The following is a 21,780-nucleotide window of genomic DNA, read 5'->3' as shown; positions in this document are numbered from 1 at the left end:
ACGCTGAGCAGGTGTGGCTGATGGCCGCGCCGGATCCGGTTGTGCCGGTGAGCAGGGCGGATTTCAGCCGTCAGGGGGCTTGCGGAGGCCGTGCGGCCTCGGGGTCGACGCGTCCGCGGCAGCGGGGACGGCGGCGATGTGCGGCGGTTGCTGGTTCCGTCAGCGCGCCGGACAGATGGCGCTGGACATGCGGCCGAGGTCGACGTGCCGCCGACTCACCAAGGCAATTCCAGCTCCATTCATGGCGGAAGCGTGGCATGGCCCGATTGGAGGAGTCCACTACTGTCCAGGATTCGGACGATGTCGTCTCGGATCGTGGAACGAAGTGACCTGCATCACGAGGGACGCCCCCGGAACCCCGGTATCCGTTTCCGGTCACGGCGTTGCCGAAGCCGCCGGCCGGGGTGTTTCGGGCGAGACGGACCGGTAGGGCGCCGAAGTCTCGACGCCGGCCGCGGCGGGCCCGTCCTTCCGGAGTCTCTCAAGCTCCGGGCCCCCGGGGGACGGGGCGGGCACGGAAGGGGGCAGGCCGGCGCCCGGCGGGTGCGCGGCGCTGAAACCGCTGGAGATCACCCCGGCCGTCATGACCAGCGGGGGCTGCGGGCGCGGCACGTGGACCACGGCCTTCCACGTTCCGTTGCGCCGGTCGACCTCGGCGAGGGCGGCCGGCCAGCCCGAATGCTCATCGGGCCGTCGGACCAGTGCGAAGACCGTCGAACCGGCGTCGAGCCCGGTGACCGTCCCCTCGAAGTCGACGAGGACGGCCGGCGCGGGCGCGGCGGGATCGTCGCGCTCCCGGGTCAGATGGATGCCCACCACGGGCCCTGCCACCGGAGGAGGGTTGATCGGGGAGGCGGTGGCCGGAGAAGGGGTGGGCGCGGGGTGCGGCTCCCCTGGTGTCCGGGCGATGAGCGCCACGACGACGGCGGCCACGGCGGTGATCAGGGTGCCCAGCAGGCCCTGCCAGCTGTACAGGCGGGCGGACAACCCGCGTCGGCGGCCGGGGACGGAGGCATCCCGTTGCGAACCCCCGGAGGGCTCGCCGCCCTCGTCGGCCGGCTCTGGTGGACGTGCGGCACTCATGACCCTCGCCTACGTTCGACGGAGGTCCAGCATGCGCCCGCGCGGCCCCCGCCGCTCCGGTGCCACGCCGACCCGCGCGCGTACCCCCGGCCAGGGGCTACGCCCCCGGCCAGGGGCCCGGGGTCGGGGCCGGCCGCTTCTCCTCCGTCTCCGTCCTGAAGAGCTTGAAGCCCCGGCGCAGGTAGTTGTCCATCGCCGTCGGGCCGTCCTGGCTACAGGTGTGCAGCCATACGCGGCGCGTGGGCGCCAGCTCGGGCCACCGCTCCGCGAGGTCCCACGCGCGGGCCGTGCCGACCGACAGCAGGTGGCCCCCGATCCGGCGGCCGCGGAAGTCCGGGAGGAGGCCGAAGTAGACGATCTCCACCACACCGTCGGGCTGCGGGTCGAGTTCGACGTAGCCCGCGGGCGTACCGCGGTCGTACGCCACCCACGTCTCCACCCCGGGCCGTCCCAGCTGCTCCACCCACTGGGCGCGGGTCAGCGACAGCCGGTCCGTCCAGTGGATGTCCCCGCCCACCGAGGCGTAGAGGAACCGGCTGAACTCGGGCGAGGGGACCTCCGCCCGGGCGATCGTGATCTCCGGGCCCGGTACGGCGGCCGGCACGAGGTTGTCCGGCGAGGTCATTTCCAGCGACCAGGTGGTCAGGGTGAACGTACTCATGCAGGTCAGGGAATCACATGACTTCCCGGGGCCCCCAGGCGCCCGCACGGCCCAGCCGGGCCCGGACCACCGCCGGGGCCGTGGAGTGGGGGAGCAGCTGCGCGGGGACCGCCGGGCGGACCAGCTCCACCTCCACGTCCTGCGCGAACCGGTACGGCCGGTGCGCCAGCACCCCGGCGAGGTTCCGGCGCACCCGGGACATCTCCGCACGGACCGTCACCGTCCGGCTCGGGTCCCCGAACAGCTCGGCCGCCAGTTCCGCCGCCGAACGCCCGCGCGGGCTCTCCGCCAGCAGGAACAGCAGCTCGGCGTGGCGCGGGCTCAGCTCCAGCGACCAGCTGCCCGCGGCCCCGTACACGGTCGCCGACCACGACCCGGCCCGGCTCAGGTCCAGGACCACCCGGCTCGCGGTCCCCGCGCCGGTACGCGACTCCTCGATCCGCAGCAGCCAGCCGCCCGGCAGCGGCTCCACCGCGCAGTGCCCCAGCTGCGGCACCCACACCCGCCCCGGCCCGAACCCCTTGGGCAGCGGGATCCGGTCCGCCGGGGCCAGCCCCGTCGCGGCGGCCGTCCAGCCCAGCGGGTCCACGGCCAGCGCCCGCCCCGGCAGCCGCGCCAGCAGCGGGGCCGCGACCGTCCGCAGCCGCTCCAGGGACTCCAGGTGCCGGATCCGCAGCTCCCGCTCGGCGAGCCGGGCCACCGAGGTCACCCAGGTCAGCGTCGCCGGGTGCATGGTGGCCAACGGGCCGCTGACGTCGACCACCCCCAGCAGCCGGCCGTCCCGCGGGTCGCGTACGGGGACCCCGGCGCAGGTCCAGTCGTGATGGCTGGAGACGAAGTGCTCGGCCGAGAACACCTGGACCGGCCGGCGGGTCACCAGGGAAGTGCCGACCCCGTTGGTGCCGACCACCGCCTCCGCCCAGTCGGCGCCCACCGCGAAGCCCAGCCGGTCGGCCCGGCGCAGGATCGAGGCGTGCCCCTCCCGCCACAGCAGCCGGCCGTCCGCGTCCGCGATGACCATGATGTGCAGGGCCTCGTCCAGCGCGGGCAGCAGGCCCTCGCGCAGCACCGGGAGCAGCTCCCGCAGCGGCGAGAGCTGCCGCCGCTCCTCGGTCTCGGCGGCCGACAGCAGCCGCGAGCGCGCGTCGCGGTCCGGATGCACCCCGCCGGCCAGCATCCGCCGCCAGGACTCCGCGATCTCCGGACGCGGGGCGGCCGGGAGCCGGTCGCCGGCCAGCGCCGCCGCACGTACCCCCTTGAGCAGCCGCGCCGCCTCCCGTGCGTCCATGGCGGAGATGCGCGCCACATCGACCGTGCTGCCTGCGGTGTCGGCCACCGGAACCTCCCCGTGAGCAGTCAAGTCGCTGACCGTGTGACTCGTTCGACCGGTTCGACTGGTGAAGGGTTGCAACGGTATGCAACCCTCGCCAACCCGCGGTCGCCCGACCGAAACTATCGGGACGCCGCCGAGCGGCGTGACAGCTCCTTCCTCGGGGCTTCTCGAACCGGGGGCGGCGCCGAGTCGGCGCGGCGCCGCCCCCGGTCTCGGGTCAGCGGGCACGGATCCCGGGCGCGGAACGGTTTGGGGACCGCTCCTAGCCGGCGATCCGGGCCCGTTCCACCACCGCCCGCAGGTCCAGGCTGTGCGGCAGCGTCCCGAAGGCCGACCCCCGGTCCCCGCCGAGGCGCGAGGCGCAGAACGCGTCCGCGACCTCCGCCGGCGCCCACCGCACCAGCAGCGACCCCTGGAGCACCAGGGCCATGCGCTCCACCACCCGCCGGGCCCGGGCCTCGATGCCCTCCAGGTCGGCGAGGTCCGTCAGCAGGTCCTTGACGGCCGAATCCAGCCGGTGATCGGCGCCCCGGGCCAGCCCGACCTCCTGGAGGAACGCGTTCAGCGCCTGCGGCTCCCGTTGCAGGGCGCGCAGCACGTCCAGGGCCTGGACATTGCCCGACCCCTCCCAGATCGAGTTCAGCGGGGACTCGCGCAGCAGCCGCGGCAGCCCCGACTCCTCGACGTAGCCGTTGCCGCCCAGACACTCCAGGGCCTCCGCCACCATCGGCGTACACCGCTTGGTCACCCAGTACTTGGCCGCGGGCACCGCCAGGCGCAGGAAGGCCCGCTCCTGTTCCGTCCCGGCGTCGTACGCGGCCGCCAGGCGCAGCGTCAGCACGGTCGCGGCCTCCGACTCCAGGGCGAGGTCGGCCAGGACGTTGCGCATCAGCGGCTGCTCGATGAGCCGTGCTCCGAAAGCAGAGCGGTGCTCCGCGTGGTGGACGGCCTGCGTCAACGCCTGGCGCATCAGCGACGCCGAACCGATCACACAGTCCAGCCGGGTCGCCGCGACCATCTCGATGATGGTCCGCACCCCCCGGCCCTCCTCGCCGACCCGCCGCCCCCACGTCCCGTCGAACTCCACCTCGCTCGACGCGTTCGACTTGTTCCCCAGCTTGTCCTTGAGCCGCTGGATCGCGAAGACGTTGCGGGTCCCGTCCGGCAGCACCCGCGGCACCAGGAAGCAGGTCAGCCCCCCGGGAGCCTGCGCCAGCACCAGGAAACCGTCCGACATCGGCGCGGAGCAGAACCACTTGTGCCCGGTCAGCAGGTACTCGCCGGACGCGTCCAGCGGCTTGGCCACCGTCGTGTTCGCCCGTACGTCGCTGCCGCCCTGTTTCTCCGTCATGCCCATCCCGAACAGCACGCCGGCCTTCTGCCCCGGCGGCCGCAAGCCCTCCTCGTACACGTGCGAGGTCAGCCGCGGCTCCCACTCGGCGGCCAGCTCCGGGTCGGTGCGCAGCGCCGGGACCGCCGCGTGCGTCATCGAGACCGGGCAGCCGTGCCCCGACTCGGCCTGCGACCACAGGAAGAACCCCGCCGCGCGGCGCAGGTGCCCGGCCGGGCGCCCCCACGCGTCGGTCAGCCCGGACGTCACCGCGTGCCCCAGCAGCCGGTGCCACGCCGGGTGGAAGACGACCTCGTCGATCCGGTTCCCGTACCGGTCGTGCGTCCGCAGCTCGGGCGGATTCCCGTTCGCCTGCACCCCCCAGAGCTGGGCCTGCTCGGAGCCCGTCGCGAGCCCCAGGGAGGTGAGCTCCTCCCGTACCTCACCGAGCAGTGCGGGGGGCGCGTCGGCCAGGTGCCGCTCGATGCCCTCGCGCAGGGCCCGGTCGCCGGAGTAGGCGTCGTAGCCCACAAGGGGCGGCGCCTGATTGGTCACTGTGTGGGTGGTGGCTGCCATGCGGATACCGTAAGGACGTGCAGCCAGCAAAAGAAACACCCGAGCGGATCCCAGGGCGGCCGGGACGGCTCCACCGGGCCCGCGCGCTCTACCGCAACGTGTCCAAGCGCAAGATGGGCTGGCTGCTGCTCAAGGACACCGTCAACTCGTGCGTCGAGTACCGCATCCTCGGGCTGGCCGCCGAAGCGGCCTTCTTCACCCTCCTCTCGCTCCCGCCGCTCTTCGTCGGCCTCCTCGGCCTGCTCGGGTACGTGGACGGCTGGACGGGCGGCACCTTCGTCGCCAGCATCGAGGAGAACATCCTGCGGGCGGTCGGCACCGTGCTGTCCGACCGGGGCGTCAACGAGATCGCGAAACCGATGCTGGACGACGTGACCCGCGGCGGCCGCCCCGACCTCATCTCGATCGGCTTCGCCTTCGCCCTGTGGTCGGGCTCGCGGGCCGTCAACGTCTTCATCGACACCATCACGGTGATGTACGGCCTCGACGGGCAGCGCGGCATCGTCAAGACCCGGCTACTGGCCTTCCTGCTGTACGTGGTCGCGCTCGTGATCGGCGCGATCGTGCTGCCGCTGATGGTGGCCGGCCCCGACGCGGTGGTGCGGTGGGTGCCGTGGAGCACGGAAGTGATCGCGGTGCTGTACTGGCCGACCGTCACGCTGCTCTCGATCGTCTTCCTGACGACGCTCTACCACGTCTCCGTTCCGGTCCGGTCCCCGTGGATCGAGGACGTGCCCGGCGCGCTCGTCGCCCTGGCCATGTGGGTGCTGGGCTCGTTCCTGCTGCGGATCTACCTGACCAACACCGTCGAGGGACCGACGATCTACGGGTCCCTGGCCGCGCCGGTGGCGGTGCTGCTGTGGATCGGCGTCTCCGCCTTCGCCGTCCTCGTCGGCGCGGCCGTCAACGCCGCCATCGACCGGGTCTGGCCCTCGCTGGCCACCGCGGCGGCGCGCGAGGCGAACGAGCGGGTGCGGGAGGCGGAGGCCGCCCAGCTGGTGGCGCGGGCGGCGGCCTGGCGGGCCCTGGCCGAGGGGGAGTCCGAGGACGACGAGGACGCCGGAATGCCCTCGGAGTTCCCCGAACGCTGGTCGAACTTCCTGCCGCCGGACGACTATTCGGCGCGCCTGCGCAAGCACTGACGGCGGGCCGGGCACGCGCTGGCGGCGGGCGGGGCACGCGCTGCCGGCGCGCCCGCGCGAACGGGCGGAAAAAGAGTTGGCGTTGGCGGAAGCGGCGTTGTTACGGTGGGCCCGTTCCCGCCGCACCGCACGGTCGCGGGACGGCCAGTTCGTGCATGACCCGGAGGTGAGTCCATTGATGACTGTCGTGACGCAGGGCGCTGCCCGCACTCGGAAGACCGTCAATGCCACCCCCGTGGCCTCCGGCTGACCTCACACTTCTCCGCGCGCCGCCGAGCGCGCGCTGCCGGGGCCACCCTGTGAAGGGTTCCCCTTGTCTTTCTCCTCTTCTGGTTCTTCTGCCACGCACGGCTCCTCCATGCCCGCCCTCGCCGCCTTCGGCTGGGACGACGCGTGGGCGGCCGAATTCGCCCCGTACGAGGCGCAGGGGCTGCTGCCGGGCCGCGTCGTACGGGTCGACCGGGGTCAGTGCGACGTCGTGACCGCGGACGGCACCGTCCGCGCGGACACCGCGTTCGTCACCCCGCACGACCCGTTGCGGGTCATCTGCACGGGTGACTGGGCCGCCGTCGAGCCGGCCGGCAACCCCCGCTACGTGAAGGCGTACCTGCCGCGCCGGACCGCCTTCGTACGGTCCACCTCCTCGCAGCGCTCCGAGGGGCAGATCCTCGCCGCGAACGTCGACCACGCCGTCATCGCGGTCTCGCTCGCAGTGGAGCTCGACCTGGGCCGGATCGAGCGCTTCCTGGCGCTCGCCTGGGAGTCGGGGGCGCAGCCGCTGGTCGTCCTGACCAAGGCGGACCTCGTGCCGGACCCGACGGTCCTCGCCCACCTGGTCCAGGACGTGGAAACCACCGCACCGGGGGTGCAGGTGCTCACGGTGTCGTCCCTGACGGGGGAGGGCACGGACGTCCTGGCTGCGGTGGTGTCGGGCGGCACGAGCGTGCTGCTGGGCGTCTCCGGGGCCGGAAAGTCGACGCTGGCCAACGCGCTGCTCGGGACGGAGGTCATGGAGGTCCAGCGGACCCGGGAGGTCGACGGCAAGGGCCGGCACACCACGACGACGCGCAACCTGCTGGCGCTGCCGGGCGGGGGCGTGCTGATCGACACCCCGGGGCTGCGGGGCGTCGGGCTGTGGGACGCCGAGGCGGGGGTCGGGCAGGTGTTCTCGGAGATCGAGGACTACGCCGCCGAGTGCCGTTTCCACGACTGCGCGCACGTCGCGGAGCCGGGGTGCGCGGTGCTGGGTGCGGTGGAGTCGGGGGCGCTGGCGGAGCGGCGGCTGGAGAGCTACCGGAAGCTGCTGCGGGAGAACCAGCGGATCGTGGCGAAGACGGATGCGAGGGTCCGGTCGGAGATCCGGCGGGACTGGCGGATGAAGTCGGCCGAGGGCCGGGCCAACTATGCCGCGAAGCGGGCCGGGAGGTTCTGACGGCCGGGGCGGCCGGGGCGGTTCCTCTGCGGCGCCGCGGCGCGGAGCGGCCCCGGCTGCGCCAGGCTTTCCGGGGCTCCGCCCCGGACCCCGCGCCTCAATCGCCGGCGGGGCTGAATGTGGGGCTCCGCTCCGGACCCCGCGCCTCAATTGCTGGCGGGGCTGAATGTGGGGCTCCGCCCCGGACCCTGCGCCTCAATCGCTGGCGGGGCTGAATGTGGGGCTCCGCTCCGGACCCTGCGCCTCAATCGCTGGCGGGGCTGAATGTGGGGCTCCGCCCCGGACCCTGCGCCTCAATCGCGCGGCGGGGCTGAATGTGGGGCTCCGCCCCGGACCCTGCGCCTCAATCGCCGGCGGGGCTGGCGTTGCCCCCGGCGGGGGTCGGGGTCGGGTCGAGGCCCCAGCTGATGACGTGGGTCGGGTGGATGCGGATGACCTCCGGGCTGAAGTGGGGGCCCAGGGCGTGGGTGCCGACCTCCAGGGCGGCGCGGCCGCGGACCTCGATGCCGCGGACGCGCCACGGGCGCGTGCTCACCAGGTCGTCGACCACCAGCGACAGCCGCGGGTTCGCCTTCAGGTTGCGCCACTTCTTAGTCGTGCCCATCGCCCTCCCGCCGACCAGGATCGTGTCGTCCTCCTGCGGGAAGAACCCCACCGGGTTCGCCTGCGGCTGCCCGGCCGGGTCCACCGTGGCCAGCCGGCCCAGGCGCTGCGACCGCAGGTAGGACAGTTCCGCCTCGCTGAAACCCTCGAACGCCGTCGTCGTCATACCGGCAGCCTCGCATCCCCGCCCGGACCCCGCACCGGGGAGCGGTTCAGGCCCGGAGGACCGCGGCCACCCAGGCCGCCGTCACCAGCAGGCAGGCCAGCAGCTCCACCAGCACGCTCGTCCCCACCGCCCGCATCACCGCCCGGACCGACGCGCGGGCCTCGCCGGCGGAGCCCAGGCGCAGCCGCTCGCTCAGGTAGGCGCCGCCCACGAAGCCCGGCACGGCGCCCAGCACCGGTACCAGTACGAAGCCCAGCAGCGCGCCCGCGCCCGCGTACACCACCATCCGGCGGTGGATCCCCACCCCCCGCAGCCGCCGCGGCGGCAGGAGCCAGATCACCACCTGCACCACCAGCAGCAGCCCCGTCGACGCCACCAGCAGGATCCACGCGGCCGACGAGCGCTCGTTCAGGGCCCACCACAGCACCCCGGCCCACACCAGCCAGGTCCCCGGGACCCCCGGCACCATCACCCCCAGCAGCCCGAGCAGCAACACCAGCCCCACCAGGAGCAGCTGAGGCAGATCCATCTGCTCAGCGTGACCGACCGGGCCCTATCGGGCCACCCAGCCCCGTTCGTACGCGTACCAGCCCAGTTGCAGCCGGGTCGTGACCCCGGCCAGTTCCATCAGGCCCTTGACCCGGCGCTGCACCGTGCGCAGGCCCAGTTCCAGGTGCTTCGCCACGCTCGTGTCCGTCATCCCGGCCAGCAGCAGGCTCAGGATCTCCAGGTCGGTGGCGTCCGGGGTGCCCGGCGACTGCTCCGCGGAGCCCGTCGCGCCCAGCCGCAGCGGGAGCGACTCCCGCCACACCGCCTCGAACAGGCCCGACAGGGACTCCAGCAGCCCCGACGCGTGCACCACCAGGGCCGTCGGCTCCGCGCCCGGCGCCGTCAGCGGCACCATCGCCAGGCTCCGGTCCGCGATCACCAGCTTGGTCGGCACCCGCGCCGTCACCCGGACGTGCTCGCCGCGCGCCAGCGCCGTCGTCGCCTCGCGGATCCCGGTCGGCTGGGCGAGGACCTCCCGCTCGATGACGACCCGGTAGGCGACGCCCCGTACGACGGCCCGTTCCTCCGCCTCGTTCTCCGCGCCCGTCACCACCTCCGGGCGGCTGTCCACCAGCGCGCGCACCTCCTCCACCGCCCCCAGCTGGAGCTGTACGAAGCGGTGGGCGACCGCGCTCGCGCCCGTCACCACCTCCACCAGGTCGTGCACCGACTGCTCGGCGGCCTCCGCCCGGTACTCCTGTGCCAGCAGCGTCGCCGCCAGCTCCGCCCGTTCCAGCTCGTGCCGCTGCCGGTTCAGCAGCGCCCCCAGCGCCACCCCGGGCGGGGCCGCCACCCAGCGCCCCGGCCGGGCCGAGGACTGCGCCGCCAGGCCGTGGCGTTCCAGGTGCCGCAGCGCCCCCTCGGTCTGCCGCACGGGAAGCGACAGCCGGTGCGCGAGATCGGGCACCTCCGCCGCGCCCAGTGCCACCAGCGCGCGGTACGCCGACTCCTGACCCTCGTCCAGGCCTATCGCACCCAGCAACCCGTCCACCCACCCCTTCGTACCGTTCCTGGCGGGAAGCGGCCACGGCGCGAACCCGCCGCCGCCATCATCGCCGCACCCCCCGGCCCTCTGCCAAGGTGAGGGCACCGCAGTAGAACATCCGCAGGCCACGAGCCCACGCCGCGCGGCAGCCCCGCCGTCCGCACCGAGGCGGAACCACGGTCGCGGCGGGCGCCCGCACCCCCGGACGGTCGAACGGGAAGGCGGAAATCGCCGGCCCGTACGACAGGAACGCGAGGGGCCCACCGGGCGGCGGCCCGGTGGGCCTCTTTCGTGCATTCGGCGTTTTCCGCCCCGGCGGGCGGCCGAGAATAGCGGCATGAGTCAGCGGCGCGCGGACGACTGGTGGCAGAAGCTCTACGAGGACCAGGGCGCGGGACCCGAGCCCGATCCGGAGGACACGCTGGACCACCGCTACCACTCGGCGGTGGTGCTGGTGAAGGACGGGGAGGAGCCCGCCGCGGCGGCGGACCCGCCGGGCCGCCTGCTGCCCGGGCCGCGCCGGGAGGCGGAGCCCGCACCCCCCGCCGAGGAGCCGCCGCCCGACCCGCGCCGGCCCGGGCCGACCGGCTACGCCCTGGGCGGGCTCACCGTACCCCCCGCGGCTCCCGAACCGGCCGCCGCTCCCGAACCGGCCGCGGAGCCCGGGCTGCCGCTGCGGCCCCGGAGCGCCGGAGGCACCGGCACCGGGTCCGCGCCGCCCGGGGACACCCGGCCCGCCGCCCCGCGCCAGGCCCCCGCCTCCGGCCCCGTCGCGGAGCCGCCGGACCACGACCCAACCGACCGGCCCGGCGTACGCCACCTCGGCGACCGGGCCCCGACCTACGCGGCCGAGCCGGGCGCCCTGCCCGAGGCCGACCCGGCCGCCCTGGGCGACCTCACCCCCGACACCGTCCTGGAGGGGGCCCGCTACGGCACGTACACCCTGCGCGCCGCCTCGCTGCGCGGGGACTCCGCCCGGTTCCGCGGCGAGGGCCGCCGGGACTTCCTGCTGACCGCCCGCTTCGGCAGCGGCGACGACGCCCTGGTCCTGGTGGCCCTCGCGGGCGGCGACCGGGCCGCGCCCGGCGCCCGGGAGGCCGCGGCCGAACTGTGCCACTCGGTCGCCGCGGCCGTCGGGCGCAGCCGGCAGCGGCTGGCCGAGGACATCCGGGCCGGCAGCCGGGAGGCCCTGCGCTCCGGGCTCCAGCGGCTCACCGACCGGGGCTACGGGCGGCTGCGGTCCCGCGCGGCGGAGCTGGGCCTGGCGGAGGAGGGCTACACCGCCGGGCTGCGCGGGCTGCTGCTGCCGGTGGACCCGCAGTGCCGCACCCGGGTGTGCTTCGGCGCGGGCGCGGGCGGGTTCTTCCGGCTGCGGGGCGGCCAGTGGCAGGACCTGGAACCGGAGGACACCGCGCACCCGCCGGTGGACGCGGCCGGGGGATTCCGCTTCCGTGCCTCGCTGGCCCGGGCCGGTGACACCCTGCTGCTCTGCTCGGGTGGTCTCGCGGCCCCGATGCGCGAGGAGGGGCTGCTCCCGGCCGAGCTCGCCGCCCGCTGGTCGCAGGCCGAACCGCCCGGCCTCGCCGCGTTCCTCGCGGACGCCCAGCTGCGCCTCAAGGGCTACGCCGACGACCGGACGGCCGCCGCGGTCTGGGAGGCGTAACGGCGCGGTTCGTGCGTGGATGGAAGGCGCACGCGGCACAGCCGAACCGGAGAGGGCGCCCCTTCCATGGCCAAGCAGAACGTGGCGGAGCAGTTCGTCGACATCCTCGTACGCGCGGGCGTGCGGCGGATGTACGGAGTCGTGGGCGACAGCCTGAACCCGGTGGTGGACGCCATCCGCCGGACGGACGGCATCGAGTGGATCCAGGTCCGCCACGAGGAGACGGCCGCCTTCGCGGCCGGAGCCGAGGCCCAGATCACCGGCCGGCTCGCCGCTTGCGCGGGCTCCTGCGGTCCCGGCAACCTGCACCTGATCAACGGCCTGTACGACGCCCACCGCTCGATGGCCCCGGTGCTGGCACTGGCCTCGCACATCCCCTCCGGCGAGATCGGGCTCGGGTACTTCCAGGAAACCCACCCGGACCGGCTGTTCACCGAGTGCAGCCACTACAGCGAGCTGATCTCGAACCCCAAGCAGATGCCCCGGGTGCTGCAGAGCGCCATCCAGCACGCCGTCGGCCGCAGCGGCGTCGGCGTCATCTCACTGCCCGGCGACATCGCCTCCCTGCCCGCCCCCGCGAAGACGGTGGAACACGCCCTGGTGACCGCGCGGCCGACCGTACGGCCCGGGGACGGCGAGATCGAGAAGCTGGTCCGGCTGATCGACGAGGCGGACCGGGTCACCCTCTTCTGCGGCAGCGGCACCGCCGGGGCGCACGCCGAGGTCATGGAGTTCGCCGGCCGGGTCAAGGCCCCGGTGGGGCACGCGCTGCGCGGAAAGGAATGGATCCAGTACGACAACCCCTTTGACGTGGGGATGAGCGGGCTGCTCGGCTACGGCGCCGCCTACGAGGCCACCCACGAGTGCGACCTGCTGATCCTGCTCGGCACCGACTTCCCGTACAACGCCTTCCTCCCCGACGACGTGAAGATCGTCCAGGTCGACATCCGCCCCGAACACCTCGGCCGCCGCTCCCAGTTGGACCTGGCCGTCTGGGGCGACGTACGGGAGACCCTGCGGGTGCTGAACACCCGGGTGCGAGCCAAGACGGACCGCCGCTTCCTGGACCGGATGCTCAAGAAGCACGCGGACGCGCTGGAGGGCGTGGTCAAGGCGTACACGCGCAAGGTGGAGAAGCACACCCCCATCCACCCCGAGTACGTCGCCGCCGTCCTGGACGAACTGGCGGACGAAGACGCCGTCTTCACGGTGGACACCGGCATGTGCAACGTATGGGCGGCACGCTATCTTTCGCCGAACGGCAAACGGCGCATCATCGGTTCCTTCAGCCACGGCTCCATGGCCAACGCCCTTCCCCAGGCGATCGGAGCACAGTTCACCGACCGCGGCCGTCAAGTGGTCTCGATGTCGGGTGACGGCGGATTCTCGATGCTGATGGGAGATTTCCTCACCCTGGTGCAGTACGGGCTGCCCGTCAAAGTGGTCCTCTTCAACAACTCGTCGCTCGGAATGGTCGAGTTGGAAATGATGGTTTCCGGCCTGCCCTCGTACGGAACCACGAACCGGAACCCGGATTTCTCCGCCATCGCCCGCGCGGCCGGGGCGTACGGGGTGCGCGTGGAGAAGCCCAAGCAGCTCACCGGGGCTTTGAAGGACGCGTTCCGGCACAAGGGGCCCGCGCTGGTGGACATCGTGACCGACCCCAACGCCCTGTCGATTCCACCCAGGATCAGTGCCGAAATGGTGACCGGTTTCGCCCTTTCCGCCAGCAAGATCGTGCTGGACGGAGGAGTCGGCAGAATGGTTCAGATGGCGCGATCCAACCTGCGCAACGTGCCACGTCCCTGAGCCGGCAGGAGTGCGGATTGCCCCGGGGGGCATGCATCCCGTAGACCTGTTCGAGCGTGCGGGTCGATTCGGAGAGGCGAACAACGGGGGAGGTACATCGCCGTGCGGGTGGGGGCGAAGACCGGAAAGCAATGGAGGAGAGGGCGGCCGGTACCGCGGGAACCGTCCGCCGAGGGCGGCGAAGCGGTGGACGCGCCGGAGATCGTGCACAGTGTGCGCCGGGCGGACCTGAAGGCCGTGGGGGAGATCCGGCGGTCGCTGCGGGAGCTGATGCGCCACCGGTGCCGGACGGACGCCACCGAGGTGGCGGAGCTGCTGATCACCGAACTCGTCACCAACGCCCTCGTCCACACCGAACAGGGCGCGGAGGTGTCCGCGTGCATCGCCGACACCCGGCTGCGGGTCGAGGTCCGCGACTACGCCGCCCGCCGGCCCCGCCCGTACGTAACGTCCGCCGACGACGGTACGCACGGCAGGGGGCTGGTCCTGGTGCAGGCGCTGGCCGACGACTGGGGCGTGGACGCGCTGGCCCTCGGAGCCGGCAAGGTGGTCTGGTTCGAACTCGACGCCTGAGGGCCGGTTCGGGGCGCGCAGTCACCCGCGCCCCGGACCGCCCCTTGGGTGCGGTCGGCCGTCCGGTCAGCCGAACTGCTGTTCCAGGTCCTTGAGTTTGCGCTCCAAGGAGTCGAGCCGGGGAATCGTCTGGGTGTCGTCCTCGGCGGTGAGGTCCACCGTGCGCGGACCGGCCGGATCAGCCGGTTCGGTTCCGGTCACGGCTTGCAGGGAGGGCCGGCGTCGCAGGGGCAGCTGCTCCGCTTCCGATATGGCCGGCTCCGCGCCGACCGGCGCGGAGCCCGAGCCGGGGGCCAGCCCCGGCAGTTCGACCTGGCGGCCGCGCGAACGGCCGAACGCCCTGTTCTGCCGGCCCAGCGCCTTGATGCGCGCCCGGTCGAGCCGGTTCTGATCGCGCCTGCGGTGCCGGTCCTGCTCCTTCTCGCGCTTGTCCTCGCGTACTTCGTCCACGGCCTCGTCGAGGGTGCGGACCCCCTCCAGCAGCATGAGCGACCACGCGCCGAAGGTCTCCCGGGGCGCCCGCATCCAGCGGACCATCCGGATCTGCGGCAACGGCCGCGGGATGAGGCCCTGTTCGCGCAGCGCGGCCCGGCGGGTCTGCTTGAGCGCGCGGTCGAAGAGGACGGCCGCCGAGAGCGACATGCCCGCGAAGAACTGCGGGGCGCCGTCGTGGCCGCTCCCCCGGGGTGCGTGCACCCAGTTGAACCAGGCCGCCGCGCCGGCGAACAGCCAGACCAGCATGCGCGAGCCGAGCGCCGCGTCGCCGTGGCTCGCCTCGCGGACCGCGAGCACCGAGCAGAACATCGCCGCGCCGTCGAGGCCGAACGGGACGAGGTACTCCCAGCCCCCGGACAGGTTCAGGTTCTGCCGGCCGAAGCCGACCAGCCCGTGGAAGGAGAGCGCCGCGGCGACCGCCGCACAGCAGAACAGCAGGACGTACGAGGCCGTGCCGTAGACGGCCTCCTTGCGCCGGCGCCGCTCCTCGCTGCGCTCCCACGTGTCCTCGGCCGCGGCCTTCTCGCTCTCGCGCTTGCCCCGGGCCAGTACCGCCACTGCCGCAAGTACGCCCAGGAGCAACAGGCCGCCGGGCAGCAGCCAGTCCAGCGATATGTCGGTCAGTCTCATGCGGATGTCCTTGCCTCGCGTATGCGGCTTTCCGGGCGCCATAGTGGCGCAGCCGGCCGGCCGTCCATGCGGGTTTCGGGCCAAGTGGACGCCTTCGGGGGGTGGCGCACGCCGGATAGGGTGTTGTGTCTCGAACTGGGAGGCGCAGTAGCGGGATTGCGTTCGAATCAAGGTCACCCGCACGGGTGGGTTGCATGCGGTCCGGCCGGGTGATGCGGGACCGGAGGGGTCAGGCCGTCGCCGTGAGGCGGGTGACGCGGTCCGTGTCGCAGGTGCGGGGACAGGTCAGACAGGTGTCCTCGGGGCGGATCGTGTAGAAGAGGCAGCAGCCTGCCCGGTCCCGGGTGGGCAGCGGGGCGCCTTCGGGGCCGGCGAGCGTACGGAAGCCGGCGCCCGTGGGGTACGGGGCGGTCGAGCCCGGCAGCAGCGCCTCCAGCTCGGCCACGGCCCGCTCCTCCTCGCCGAGCAGCTGCCCGGCGTACCAGAGGCCTTCCACGACCTCGTCGGTCACCATCCCCCACAGGGCGCGGCGGCCGCGCCGCATGCGGGGGCCGAAACCTTCCAGCACGGGTCCGAGGTGTTCGGCGACGGCCTCCCGCACCTCCCGGCGCAGGGCCTCCTCGTCGGGCACGACCCGGGCTCCGGGGAGGCAGGCGGCGGGGTCGTCGGGGAGGCAGGCGAAACCGTCGGCGTGGACGGCGAGGCGGCCGAGGGTGCGGTGGAACGCCACGCGGGCGGGGCGCGGGACGCGGCGGTGCAGGAACCACGGGACGGTGATCAGCAGGCAGGCGGGCCAGGCGTAGCGGTGGAACCCGAAGCCGGCCACGACGTCGGGGCGGCCGGGGCGCCCGTAGTCCCGCACCACTTGGGCGGCGTCCCAGGCGAGGTAGCCGTCGAGGGCCGGCCCGCCGGCCGCGAGCTCCGCGGCGCTGGTCCATCCCGTGCCGCGGGGGAGGGGGTCGAAGGCGCCGAGCTCGGTGATCTCCAGGGCGGGGCAGACCTCGGCCAGGCGTCGGTAGGCGGCTGTGACGGCCGGTACGGCTGAGGTCGGGAGGGGCATGGCGGCACACCGATCGCTGATCGTTGAAGGTAAGCCTTACCTTACTGGATTGGTGTGGGCGGTGGGTCGGGGGACGGGCCGGCCGGGTCGCCTATTCTCGGAGCAGGTCGAGACCCGGAGGAGGACCGAGTGCACGAGACGGCCCACGACCGGGTGCCGGCCGAGTCGGTCAGGGAGACGGTTCCGGCGCAGAAGGTGCGCCGGCATTCGGTGCGCGGGCAGGTGCTGGACGCGCTGCGCGCGGCGCTGGTCGCTGGCGAGCTGGTACCCGGCGAGATCTACTCCGGCCCGGCGCTGGGGGAGCGGTTCGGGGTCTCCGCGACGCCCGTGCGCGAGGCGATGCAGCAGCTGGCGCTGGAGGGGGCGGTGGAATGTCTGCCGAACCGGGGGTTCCGGGTGCTGAGCCGCAGCCCGCAGGCGCTGGCGGAGCTGGCGGAGGTACGGGCGCTGCTGGAGGTACCGGTGATGCTGAGGCTGGCGCGGGACGTACCGGCCTCGGCCTGGGCCCGGCTGCGGCCGGCGGCCGCGGCGACGGGGGAGGCGGCGCGGGCCGGTGACCTCGCGGCTTACGGGGAGGCGGACCGGGCGTTCCACCGGGCGGTGCTGTCGCTGGCGGGGAACGACCAGCTGGTGCGGTTGGCGGAGGAGTTGCACAGGCGGGCGATGCTGCCGCTGCCGGGTGCGCCGAGGGTGCGGCGGGCGGAGCTGGTGGCGGATGCGGAGGAGCACGCGGCGCTGCTGGAGGCGCTGATCGCGGGGGAGGTGGGGGCGGTGGAGTCCCTGGTCCGGGACCACTTCGCGGGCGCGAGCGGCTGAGCCGTCCGGCTGCGCGGGGCTCTGACGGGGCCCCGTGCCTCAAGCGCCGGCGGGGCTGGCCGACCGGGCCGAGCTGCTGCGGCCCCGTCGCGCTGCGCGGCCCCGGCTGCGCCGGGTGTTCTGGGGCTCCGCCCCAGGCCCCGCGCCTCAAGCGCCGGCGGGGCTGAGATTGCCGGGCCTTGCGCCTCAAGCGTCGGCGGGGCTGGAATTGGCCGGGCCTTGCGCCTCAAGCGTCGGCGGGGCTGGAATTGGCCGGGCCTTGCGCCTCAAGCGTCGGCGGGGCTGGAATTGACCGGGCCTCGCGCCTCAAGCGCTGGTGGGGCTGAGATTGCCGGGCCTCGCCCCTCAGTGTCGGCGGGCCCGAATGGCCGGCCCCGCGCGTCAAGCGCCGGTGAGGCTGGGTCTGGCCGACGAGGCCGGGTACATCGAGCCCCGCCAGTGATTGAGGCGCGGGGTGCGGGGCAGAGCCCCGTGGGCCGGGCGGCCCCCCGGCTGGGGCTAGGCCGGGGTGGGGTGGAGTTGGTCCGCCAGCCAGGTGGGGATGCCGCCCAGGAGGTGGAACAGGCGGCGGGCTTCCGCGCGGAGGCGGGCGGCTTCCGGTTCCGGTTCGGCTTCGGCCAGGGCCGCCAGGGCCGGGGCCGTGCCGATCAGGAAGCCGAGTTCCTCACGGATGCGCAGGGACTCCGCGAAGCCTTCGCGGGCCTCCGCCACCTCCCCGTCCCGCAGGGACAGCGCCGCCAGGTGGCGCCACGTGAACGACAACAGCAGCGCGTCCCCCTGCGCCGTCGCCCCCGCGTGCGCCCGGTGGTACGCCGGCCGGGCCGCGTCCGGGGCGTCCGCCAGGTGCTCGGCCACCAGGCCCCGCCGGAAGTCCAGCAGCGGGCGGCTGCCGGACCCGGGCGACAGCAGCGCCGCCGCCCGGCCCAGCGCCGAACGCGCCTCGTCCGCCCGGTCCCGGACCCCGAGCACCGTCGCGGCGTACGCCAGTTGCCCCCGCTCGCACGCCGCCGCGCCCCGCTCCTCGTCGTCCTGGGCCACGGCCTCCGCGATGCGCAGGGCGTCCTCCGCCTCCGCCCAGCCCTGGCCCGTGAACAGGCACCGCTCCACCAGCAGCGCGGTCCGCTGCACTGCTGCCCGGGCGCTGCCCGCGTGGGGCGTCAGCAGGGCAGCCGCGTCGGTCCAACAGCCGCGCGAGCGCAGCCGCCATATCGCCCGCTGGAGGGGGTCGTCTCCCCCCGTGGATCCGGCACCGGACATGGCGGTATCCGCCACATTGCCCTCCCCAAAGCAATCGAGCAGCACGTCGTTGAGCCCTGGGGCGAAATGAGAGCACGGATCGACGGCTCCGGCCAAGGGGTCGGGTGAACTCTTTCACAAAGTCCGGACGGCTCGTCAGCCGTTTCCGCCGACCGCCGGCGCGATTTCCCCGGTGCCGGGTCAGCTCATGCGCAGTGCCAGGAAGAAGTCCAGCTTGTCCTCCAGCCGCGAGAGGTCACGCGCCGTCAACTGCTCGATCCGCCCGACCCGGTAGCGCAGGGTGTTGACGTGCAGGTGCAGCCGGGTCGCGCAGCGCGTCCAGGAGCCGTCGCAGTCCAGGAAGGCCTCCAGCGTCGGGATCAGCTCGGCCCGGTGGCGGCGGTCGTAGTCCCGCAGCGGGTCCAGCAGCCGCGCCGTGAACGCCCGCCGGACGTCGTCCGGGACGAACGGCAGCAGCAGCACGTGCGAGGCCAGCTCGTGGTGGCCGGCAGCGCACACCCGGCCCGGGCGGGCGGCGGCGACCCGGCGGGCGTGCCGGGCCTCCTCCAGCGCCCCGCGCAGCCCCTCGGCGGAGTGCACGGCCGCGCTGACGCCCAGCGTGAGCCGTCCGTCGTCGGCCAGTCCGGCCGCCAGCGGCTCCCGTACGGTCACCAGCAGCTCGTCGGCGTGCAGCGCGGAGTCCGGGCCCTTCTCCTCCCCGGGCTCCCCGGGCAGCGCGGGCAGCGGTACGAGGGCGATGGCCTCGTCACCCGCATGGGCCACCGCGATCCGGTCGGACGGTTCCGGCCCCGACAGGGTCGGGTCGACCAGGATCTCCTCCAGCAGCGACTGGGCCACCGGGCCGCCGGGGATGTCCCCGTTGTCCCAGTCGACCCGGGCCACGACCACCTGCCAGTGCGGGGCGGCGCCCAGCCCCGGCAGCAGCACCGGCGCGGCCACCCGCAGGCGGGCGGCGATCTCGGCCGGCGGGGCACCCGTCTGGACCAGCTCCAGCACCTCCTGGGCCAGGCGGCGGCGCACCGTGCGGGCCGCGTCACGCCGGTCCCGCTCGACGGCGATCAGCTGGGTGACGCCCTGGAGCAGGTCGAGCCGCTCGGCCGGCCAGTCGCCCGCGTCGGCCTCGACGGCGAGCAGCCAGTCGGACAGCACGCTCTCGCGCACGTCCCGGGTGACGGTGCCCGGGCCGCGCCCGTGTCCCCTGATCGGGAAGAGCGAGTAGGTAATACCCTGGAGCGAGATCCGGTGGGGCCCCCTGCGGCCCGTCCGGACCGCCGCGAGGTGCTCGCTCGCCAGCGTCGCGCAGACGCCCGGTGCCAGCGGCTCGCCCGCCCCGGCGATCTGCCGGCCGGTCGGCGAGAGCACCCAGGCCCGGAGATCGAGGTCCGTGGTGAGCAGATCCAGCACCACATCGGGGCCGCCGCCGGCCGGACCCGATGTCATCAGGCGGCGGTGCCGGTCGACGACCGCCGCCAGGTCCCCCGCGCGCTCCCCGGAGACCTGTCGCACGACGTATTCGGTGATCGTGGCGAATGCGACGTCTTCGTTCACGGCGAACAGCGGCAGCCGGTTGCGCAGACAGGCCGATACCAGATCGTCGGGGATGTCCCCGAGTTCCGCCTCGCCCGCCGCGAGCCCGGCGACTCCCGCGCTCGCGAGGATTCGTACGAATGGCTCGGAGTCGGCTGAATTTCTTCGCCAGGCGAGGCCGGTCAGCACAAGTTCGCCTCCGGAGAGGTACCGGCTGGGATCCCTCAGGTCGGTCGTCATGACCCCGCGGACCGTCCGGTCGAGTTCTTCCTCGCCGCCCAGCAGCCGCAGCCCAAGCGCCTCGGTTTCCAGCAGTGCGCGCAGCCGCATGATGTCGCCGCCGATCTGTCTCGATGTTGCCGTTGGAAATCGGGCAGGTCGTCGCATCCTGCCTTTCATACGAATCTACAAGACGAGGGAGGCCGTCAGCCAACTCCTTCATGGTTTCGGTGACTGCACCCGGGGGACGCGCGGCTTGTGTACTGGCTCCACACCGCGTTAACAGCACGTGAACGACCAGTCGAGGGCCTCTGGGACGCCTGGCTTGAAGTGAACGACACGATGAAGAAGAGGGCCGATCATGGACTTCCTTCGCCCCGCCAGCTGGGAGGAGGCACTCGCCGCCAAGGCCGAGTTCCCCGCTGCCGTGCCGATCGCCGGTGGCACCGACGTCATGGTCGAGATCAACTTCGACCACCGCCGGCCGGAGTACCTCCTCGACCTGAACCGCATCGGCCTGCTGGCGGAGTGGGAGGTCGGTGCGGACGTGGTGCGCCTGGGCGCGTCCGTCCCGTACGCGCACATCATGGAGCACCTCCGTACGGAGCTGCCCGGCCTCGCGCTCGCCTCGCACACGGTCGCGTCCCCGCAGATCCGCAACCGCGGCGGTGTCGGCGGCAACCTCGGTACCGCCTCGCCGGCCGGTGACGCCCACCCGGCGCTGCTCGCGGCCGGCGCCGAGGTCGAGGTGGAGTCCGTACGCGGCTCGCGCCTGATCCCCATCGACGCGTTCTACACGGGTGTCAAGCGCAACGCGCTGGCCCCGGACGAGCTCATCAAGACCGTCCACATCAAGAAGGCGGACGGCCCCCAGCAGTACTCCAAGGTCGGCTCCCGCAACGCGATGGTCATCGCCGTCTGCGCCTTCGGCCTGGCCCTGCACCCGCGGACCCGCACGGTCCGTACCGGCATCGGCTCGGCCGCGCCGACCCCCGTCCGGGCGAAGACAGCCGAGGAATTCCTGACCGCGGCGCTCGAAGAGGGCGGCTTCTGGGAGTCCGGCAAGGTCATCACGCCGTCGATCGCGAAGCAGTTCGGTGACCTCGCCTCCGGCGCGGCGAACCCGATCGACGACGTCCGCGGCACGGCGAAGTACCGCCGGCACGCGGTCGGCATCATGGCTCGCCGCCAGCTCGTCTGGACCTGGGAGCAGTACCGCGGTACCGGCAACGGCCGCTCGCTCGAAGGGGCTGCGTAATCATGCGCGTCAAATTCACCGTAAACGGCCGTCAGCAGGAAGCGGACGACGTGTGGGAGGGCGAGTCCCTCCTCTACGTCCTGCGCGAGCGGCTGGGCCTGCCGGGTTCGAAGAACGCCTGTGAGCAGGGCGAGTGCGGTTCCTGCACGGTCCGCCTCGACGGCGTGCCGGTGTGTTCCTGTCTCGTGGCCGCCGGCCAGGTCGAGGGCCGCGACGTCGTGACCGTCGAGGGCCTGGCGGAATTCGCCAAGCAGCGCGAGGAGCACGGCCACGGTGGTGGCTGCGGCACCGGCGGCGCCTGCGGCGGCACGGGCGGCGTCACCCTGGACGAGGCCAGGCAGTGGTCCGCCAAGGGCGCCGACTCGCAGACCGGCGAGGGCGTGGAGCTCTCCAACGTCCAGCAGGCGTTCATCGACGCCGGCGCCGTGCAGTGCGGTTTCTGCACCCCGGGTCTGCTGGTGCAGGCCGACGCGCTGCTGGAGCAGAACGGCTCGCCGTCCGACCAGGACATCCGCGAGGCCCTGTCCGGCAACCTCTGTCGCTGCACGGGCTACGAGAAGATCCTCGACGCGGTCCGCCTCGCGGCCGCCCGTCAGGGAGAGGCGGTCTGACC

20 protein-coding genes are annotated in these 21,780 nt (G+C 73.7%); 8 read left to right on the top strand and 12 right to left on the bottom strand.

Features of this window, described 5'->3' with window-relative positions:
* Positions 1 to 159: 159 nt before the first annotated feature.
* From ACZ4M3_RS23375 to ACZ4M3_RS23355, 5 genes are all read right to left on the bottom strand, one after another.
* A complete protein-coding gene (locus ACZ4M3_RS23375; RefSeq protein ID WP_312847410.1) occupies positions 160 to 243 on the bottom strand; it encodes a putative leader peptide in 84 nt (27 codons plus the stop codon).
* A 132-nt stretch (positions 244 to 375) separates the two neighbouring features.
* A complete protein-coding gene (locus tag ACZ4M3_RS23370; RefSeq protein WP_467735586.1) occupies positions 376 to 1,083 on the bottom strand; it encodes a hypothetical protein in 708 nt (235 codons plus the stop codon).
* Positions 1,084 to 1,180: 97 nt separating this feature from the next.
* Positions 1,181 to 1,744 carry a GNAT family N-acetyltransferase gene (locus tag ACZ4M3_RS23365; RefSeq protein WP_467735585.1) on the bottom strand — a complete coding sequence of 188 codons (564 nt, stop codon included), beginning with the start codon at positions 1,742 to 1,744 and terminating at the stop codon, positions 1,181 to 1,183.
* Between the two features lie 13 nt (positions 1,745 to 1,757).
* Positions 1,758 to 3,032 carry a GAF domain-containing protein gene (locus ACZ4M3_RS23360; protein ID WP_467736037.1) on the bottom strand — a complete coding sequence of 425 codons (1,275 nt, stop codon included), beginning with the start codon at positions 3,030 to 3,032 and terminating at the stop codon, positions 1,758 to 1,760.
* 307 nt (positions 3,033 to 3,339) lie between these two features.
* Positions 3,340 to 4,983: an acyl-CoA dehydrogenase family protein gene (locus ACZ4M3_RS23355; protein ID WP_467735584.1), complete on the bottom strand. Its 1,644-nt coding sequence runs from the start codon at positions 4,981 to 4,983 to the stop codon at positions 3,340 to 3,342.
* Positions 4,984 to 5,000: 17 nt separating this feature from the next.
* Between ACZ4M3_RS23355 and ACZ4M3_RS23350 the strand changes: the two genes are divergently transcribed.
* The gene (locus ACZ4M3_RS23350; protein WP_467735582.1) at positions 5,001 to 6,125 is read left to right on the top strand and encodes a YihY/virulence factor BrkB family protein; all 1,125 of its coding nucleotides are present in this window, start codon (positions 5,001 to 5,003) and stop codon (positions 6,123 to 6,125) included.
* A 358-nt stretch (positions 6,126 to 6,483) separates the two neighbouring features.
* Entirely contained in the window at positions 6,484 to 7,557 is a 1,074-nt protein-coding gene (gene rsgA / locus ACZ4M3_RS23345; protein ID WP_467735580.1) for a ribosome small subunit-dependent GTPase A, read from the top strand.
* Between the two features lie 343 nt (positions 7,558 to 7,900).
* On the opposite strand, the gene ACZ4M3_RS23340 is transcribed toward rsgA, so the two are convergent.
* The 3 genes from ACZ4M3_RS23340 to ACZ4M3_RS23330 are packed head-to-tail and all read right to left on the bottom strand — an operon-like array spanning position 7,901 to position 9,857.
* The gene (locus ACZ4M3_RS23340; protein ID WP_467735578.1) at positions 7,901 to 8,326 is read right to left on the bottom strand and encodes a PPOX class F420-dependent oxidoreductase; all 426 of its coding nucleotides are present in this window, start codon (positions 8,324 to 8,326) and stop codon (positions 7,901 to 7,903) included.
* A 46-nt stretch (positions 8,327 to 8,372) separates the two neighbouring features.
* The gene (locus ACZ4M3_RS23335; protein ID WP_467735576.1) at positions 8,373 to 8,855 is read right to left on the bottom strand and encodes a DUF456 domain-containing protein; all 483 of its coding nucleotides are present in this window, start codon (positions 8,853 to 8,855) and stop codon (positions 8,373 to 8,375) included.
* A gap of 24 nt (positions 8,856 to 8,879) precedes the next feature.
* On the bottom strand, positions 8,880 to 9,857 hold the full coding sequence (locus ACZ4M3_RS23330; RefSeq protein WP_467736035.1) for a helix-turn-helix domain-containing protein: 978 nt from the start codon (positions 9,855 to 9,857) through the stop codon (positions 8,880 to 8,882).
* A 340-nt stretch (positions 9,858 to 10,197) separates the two neighbouring features.
* On the opposite strand from ACZ4M3_RS23330, the gene ACZ4M3_RS23325 reads away from it, so the two are divergent.
* The 3 genes from ACZ4M3_RS23325 to ACZ4M3_RS23315 all read left to right on the top strand — a co-directional run bounded on the left by ACZ4M3_RS23325 (position 10,198) and on the right by ACZ4M3_RS23315 (position 13,905).
* On the top strand, positions 10,198 to 11,523 hold the full coding sequence (locus tag ACZ4M3_RS23325) for a protein phosphatase 2C domain-containing protein (protein ID WP_467735575.1): 1,326 nt from the start codon (positions 10,198 to 10,200) through the stop codon (positions 11,521 to 11,523).
* A gap of 66 nt (positions 11,524 to 11,589) precedes the next feature.
* Positions 11,590 to 13,332 carry a pyruvate dehydrogenase gene (locus tag ACZ4M3_RS23320; RefSeq protein WP_467735573.1) on the top strand — a complete coding sequence of 581 codons (1,743 nt, stop codon included), beginning with the start codon at positions 11,590 to 11,592 and terminating at the stop codon, positions 13,330 to 13,332.
* Positions 13,333 to 13,518: 186 nt separating this feature from the next.
* Complete coding sequence (locus ACZ4M3_RS23315) at positions 13,519 to 13,905, top strand: ATP-binding protein (RefSeq protein ID WP_467735571.1); 387 nt, start codon at positions 13,519 to 13,521, stop codon at positions 13,903 to 13,905.
* 66 nt (positions 13,906 to 13,971) lie between these two features.
* Here ACZ4M3_RS23315 and ACZ4M3_RS23310 read toward each other — a convergent pair whose 3' ends face one another.
* Positions 13,972 to 15,030, bottom strand: coding sequence for a DUF2637 domain-containing protein (locus ACZ4M3_RS23310; RefSeq protein ID WP_467735570.1), 1,059 nt, complete (start codon positions 15,028 to 15,030; stop codon positions 13,972 to 13,974).
* 229 nt (positions 15,031 to 15,259) lie between these two features.
* On the bottom strand, positions 15,260 to 16,090 hold the full coding sequence (locus ACZ4M3_RS23305) for a (2Fe-2S)-binding protein (protein WP_467735568.1): 831 nt from the start codon (positions 16,088 to 16,090) through the stop codon (positions 15,260 to 15,262).
* A 54-nt stretch (positions 16,091 to 16,144) separates the two neighbouring features.
* On the opposite strand from ACZ4M3_RS23305, the gene ACZ4M3_RS23300 reads away from it, so the two are divergent.
* A complete protein-coding gene (locus ACZ4M3_RS23300) occupies positions 16,145 to 16,906 on the top strand; it encodes a GntR family transcriptional regulator (RefSeq protein ID WP_467735566.1) in 762 nt (253 codons plus the stop codon).
* Positions 16,907 to 17,404: 498 nt separating this feature from the next.
* Here the strand turns inward: ACZ4M3_RS23300 and ACZ4M3_RS23295 are convergent, their stop codons facing one another.
* Both ACZ4M3_RS23295 and ACZ4M3_RS23290 read right to left on the bottom strand, forming a co-directional pair.
* The gene (locus tag ACZ4M3_RS23295) at positions 17,405 to 18,163 is read right to left on the bottom strand and encodes a hypothetical protein (protein ID WP_467735564.1); all 759 of its coding nucleotides are present in this window, start codon (positions 18,161 to 18,163) and stop codon (positions 17,405 to 17,407) included.
* Between the two features lie 180 nt (positions 18,164 to 18,343).
* Entirely contained in the window at positions 18,344 to 20,020 is a 1,677-nt protein-coding gene (locus tag ACZ4M3_RS23290) for a PucR family transcriptional regulator (RefSeq protein WP_467735562.1), read from the bottom strand.
* 250 nt (positions 20,021 to 20,270) lie between these two features.
* Here ACZ4M3_RS23290 and ACZ4M3_RS23285 point away from each other — a divergent pair, with 250 nt between their 5' ends.
* Together ACZ4M3_RS23285 and ACZ4M3_RS23280 are read left to right on the top strand one after the other, a co-directional pair.
* Positions 20,271 to 21,167 (top strand): FAD binding domain-containing protein, encoded by an 897-nt coding sequence (locus tag ACZ4M3_RS23285; RefSeq protein WP_467735560.1) that lies wholly within the window; start codon positions 20,271 to 20,273, stop codon positions 21,165 to 21,167.
* A gap of 2 nt (positions 21,168 to 21,169) precedes the next feature.
* Complete coding sequence (locus ACZ4M3_RS23280; RefSeq protein ID WP_467735558.1) at positions 21,170 to 21,778, top strand: (2Fe-2S)-binding protein; 609 nt, start codon at positions 21,170 to 21,172, stop codon at positions 21,776 to 21,778.
* Positions 21,779 to 21,780 lie beyond the last annotated feature (2 nt).

The organism is Streptomyces sp. NPDC026522 (genome assembly GCF_055567555.1).
The sequence above is the reverse complement of the archived record's forward strand: the minus strand, read 5'-3'. Positions and strand labels throughout refer to the sequence as shown.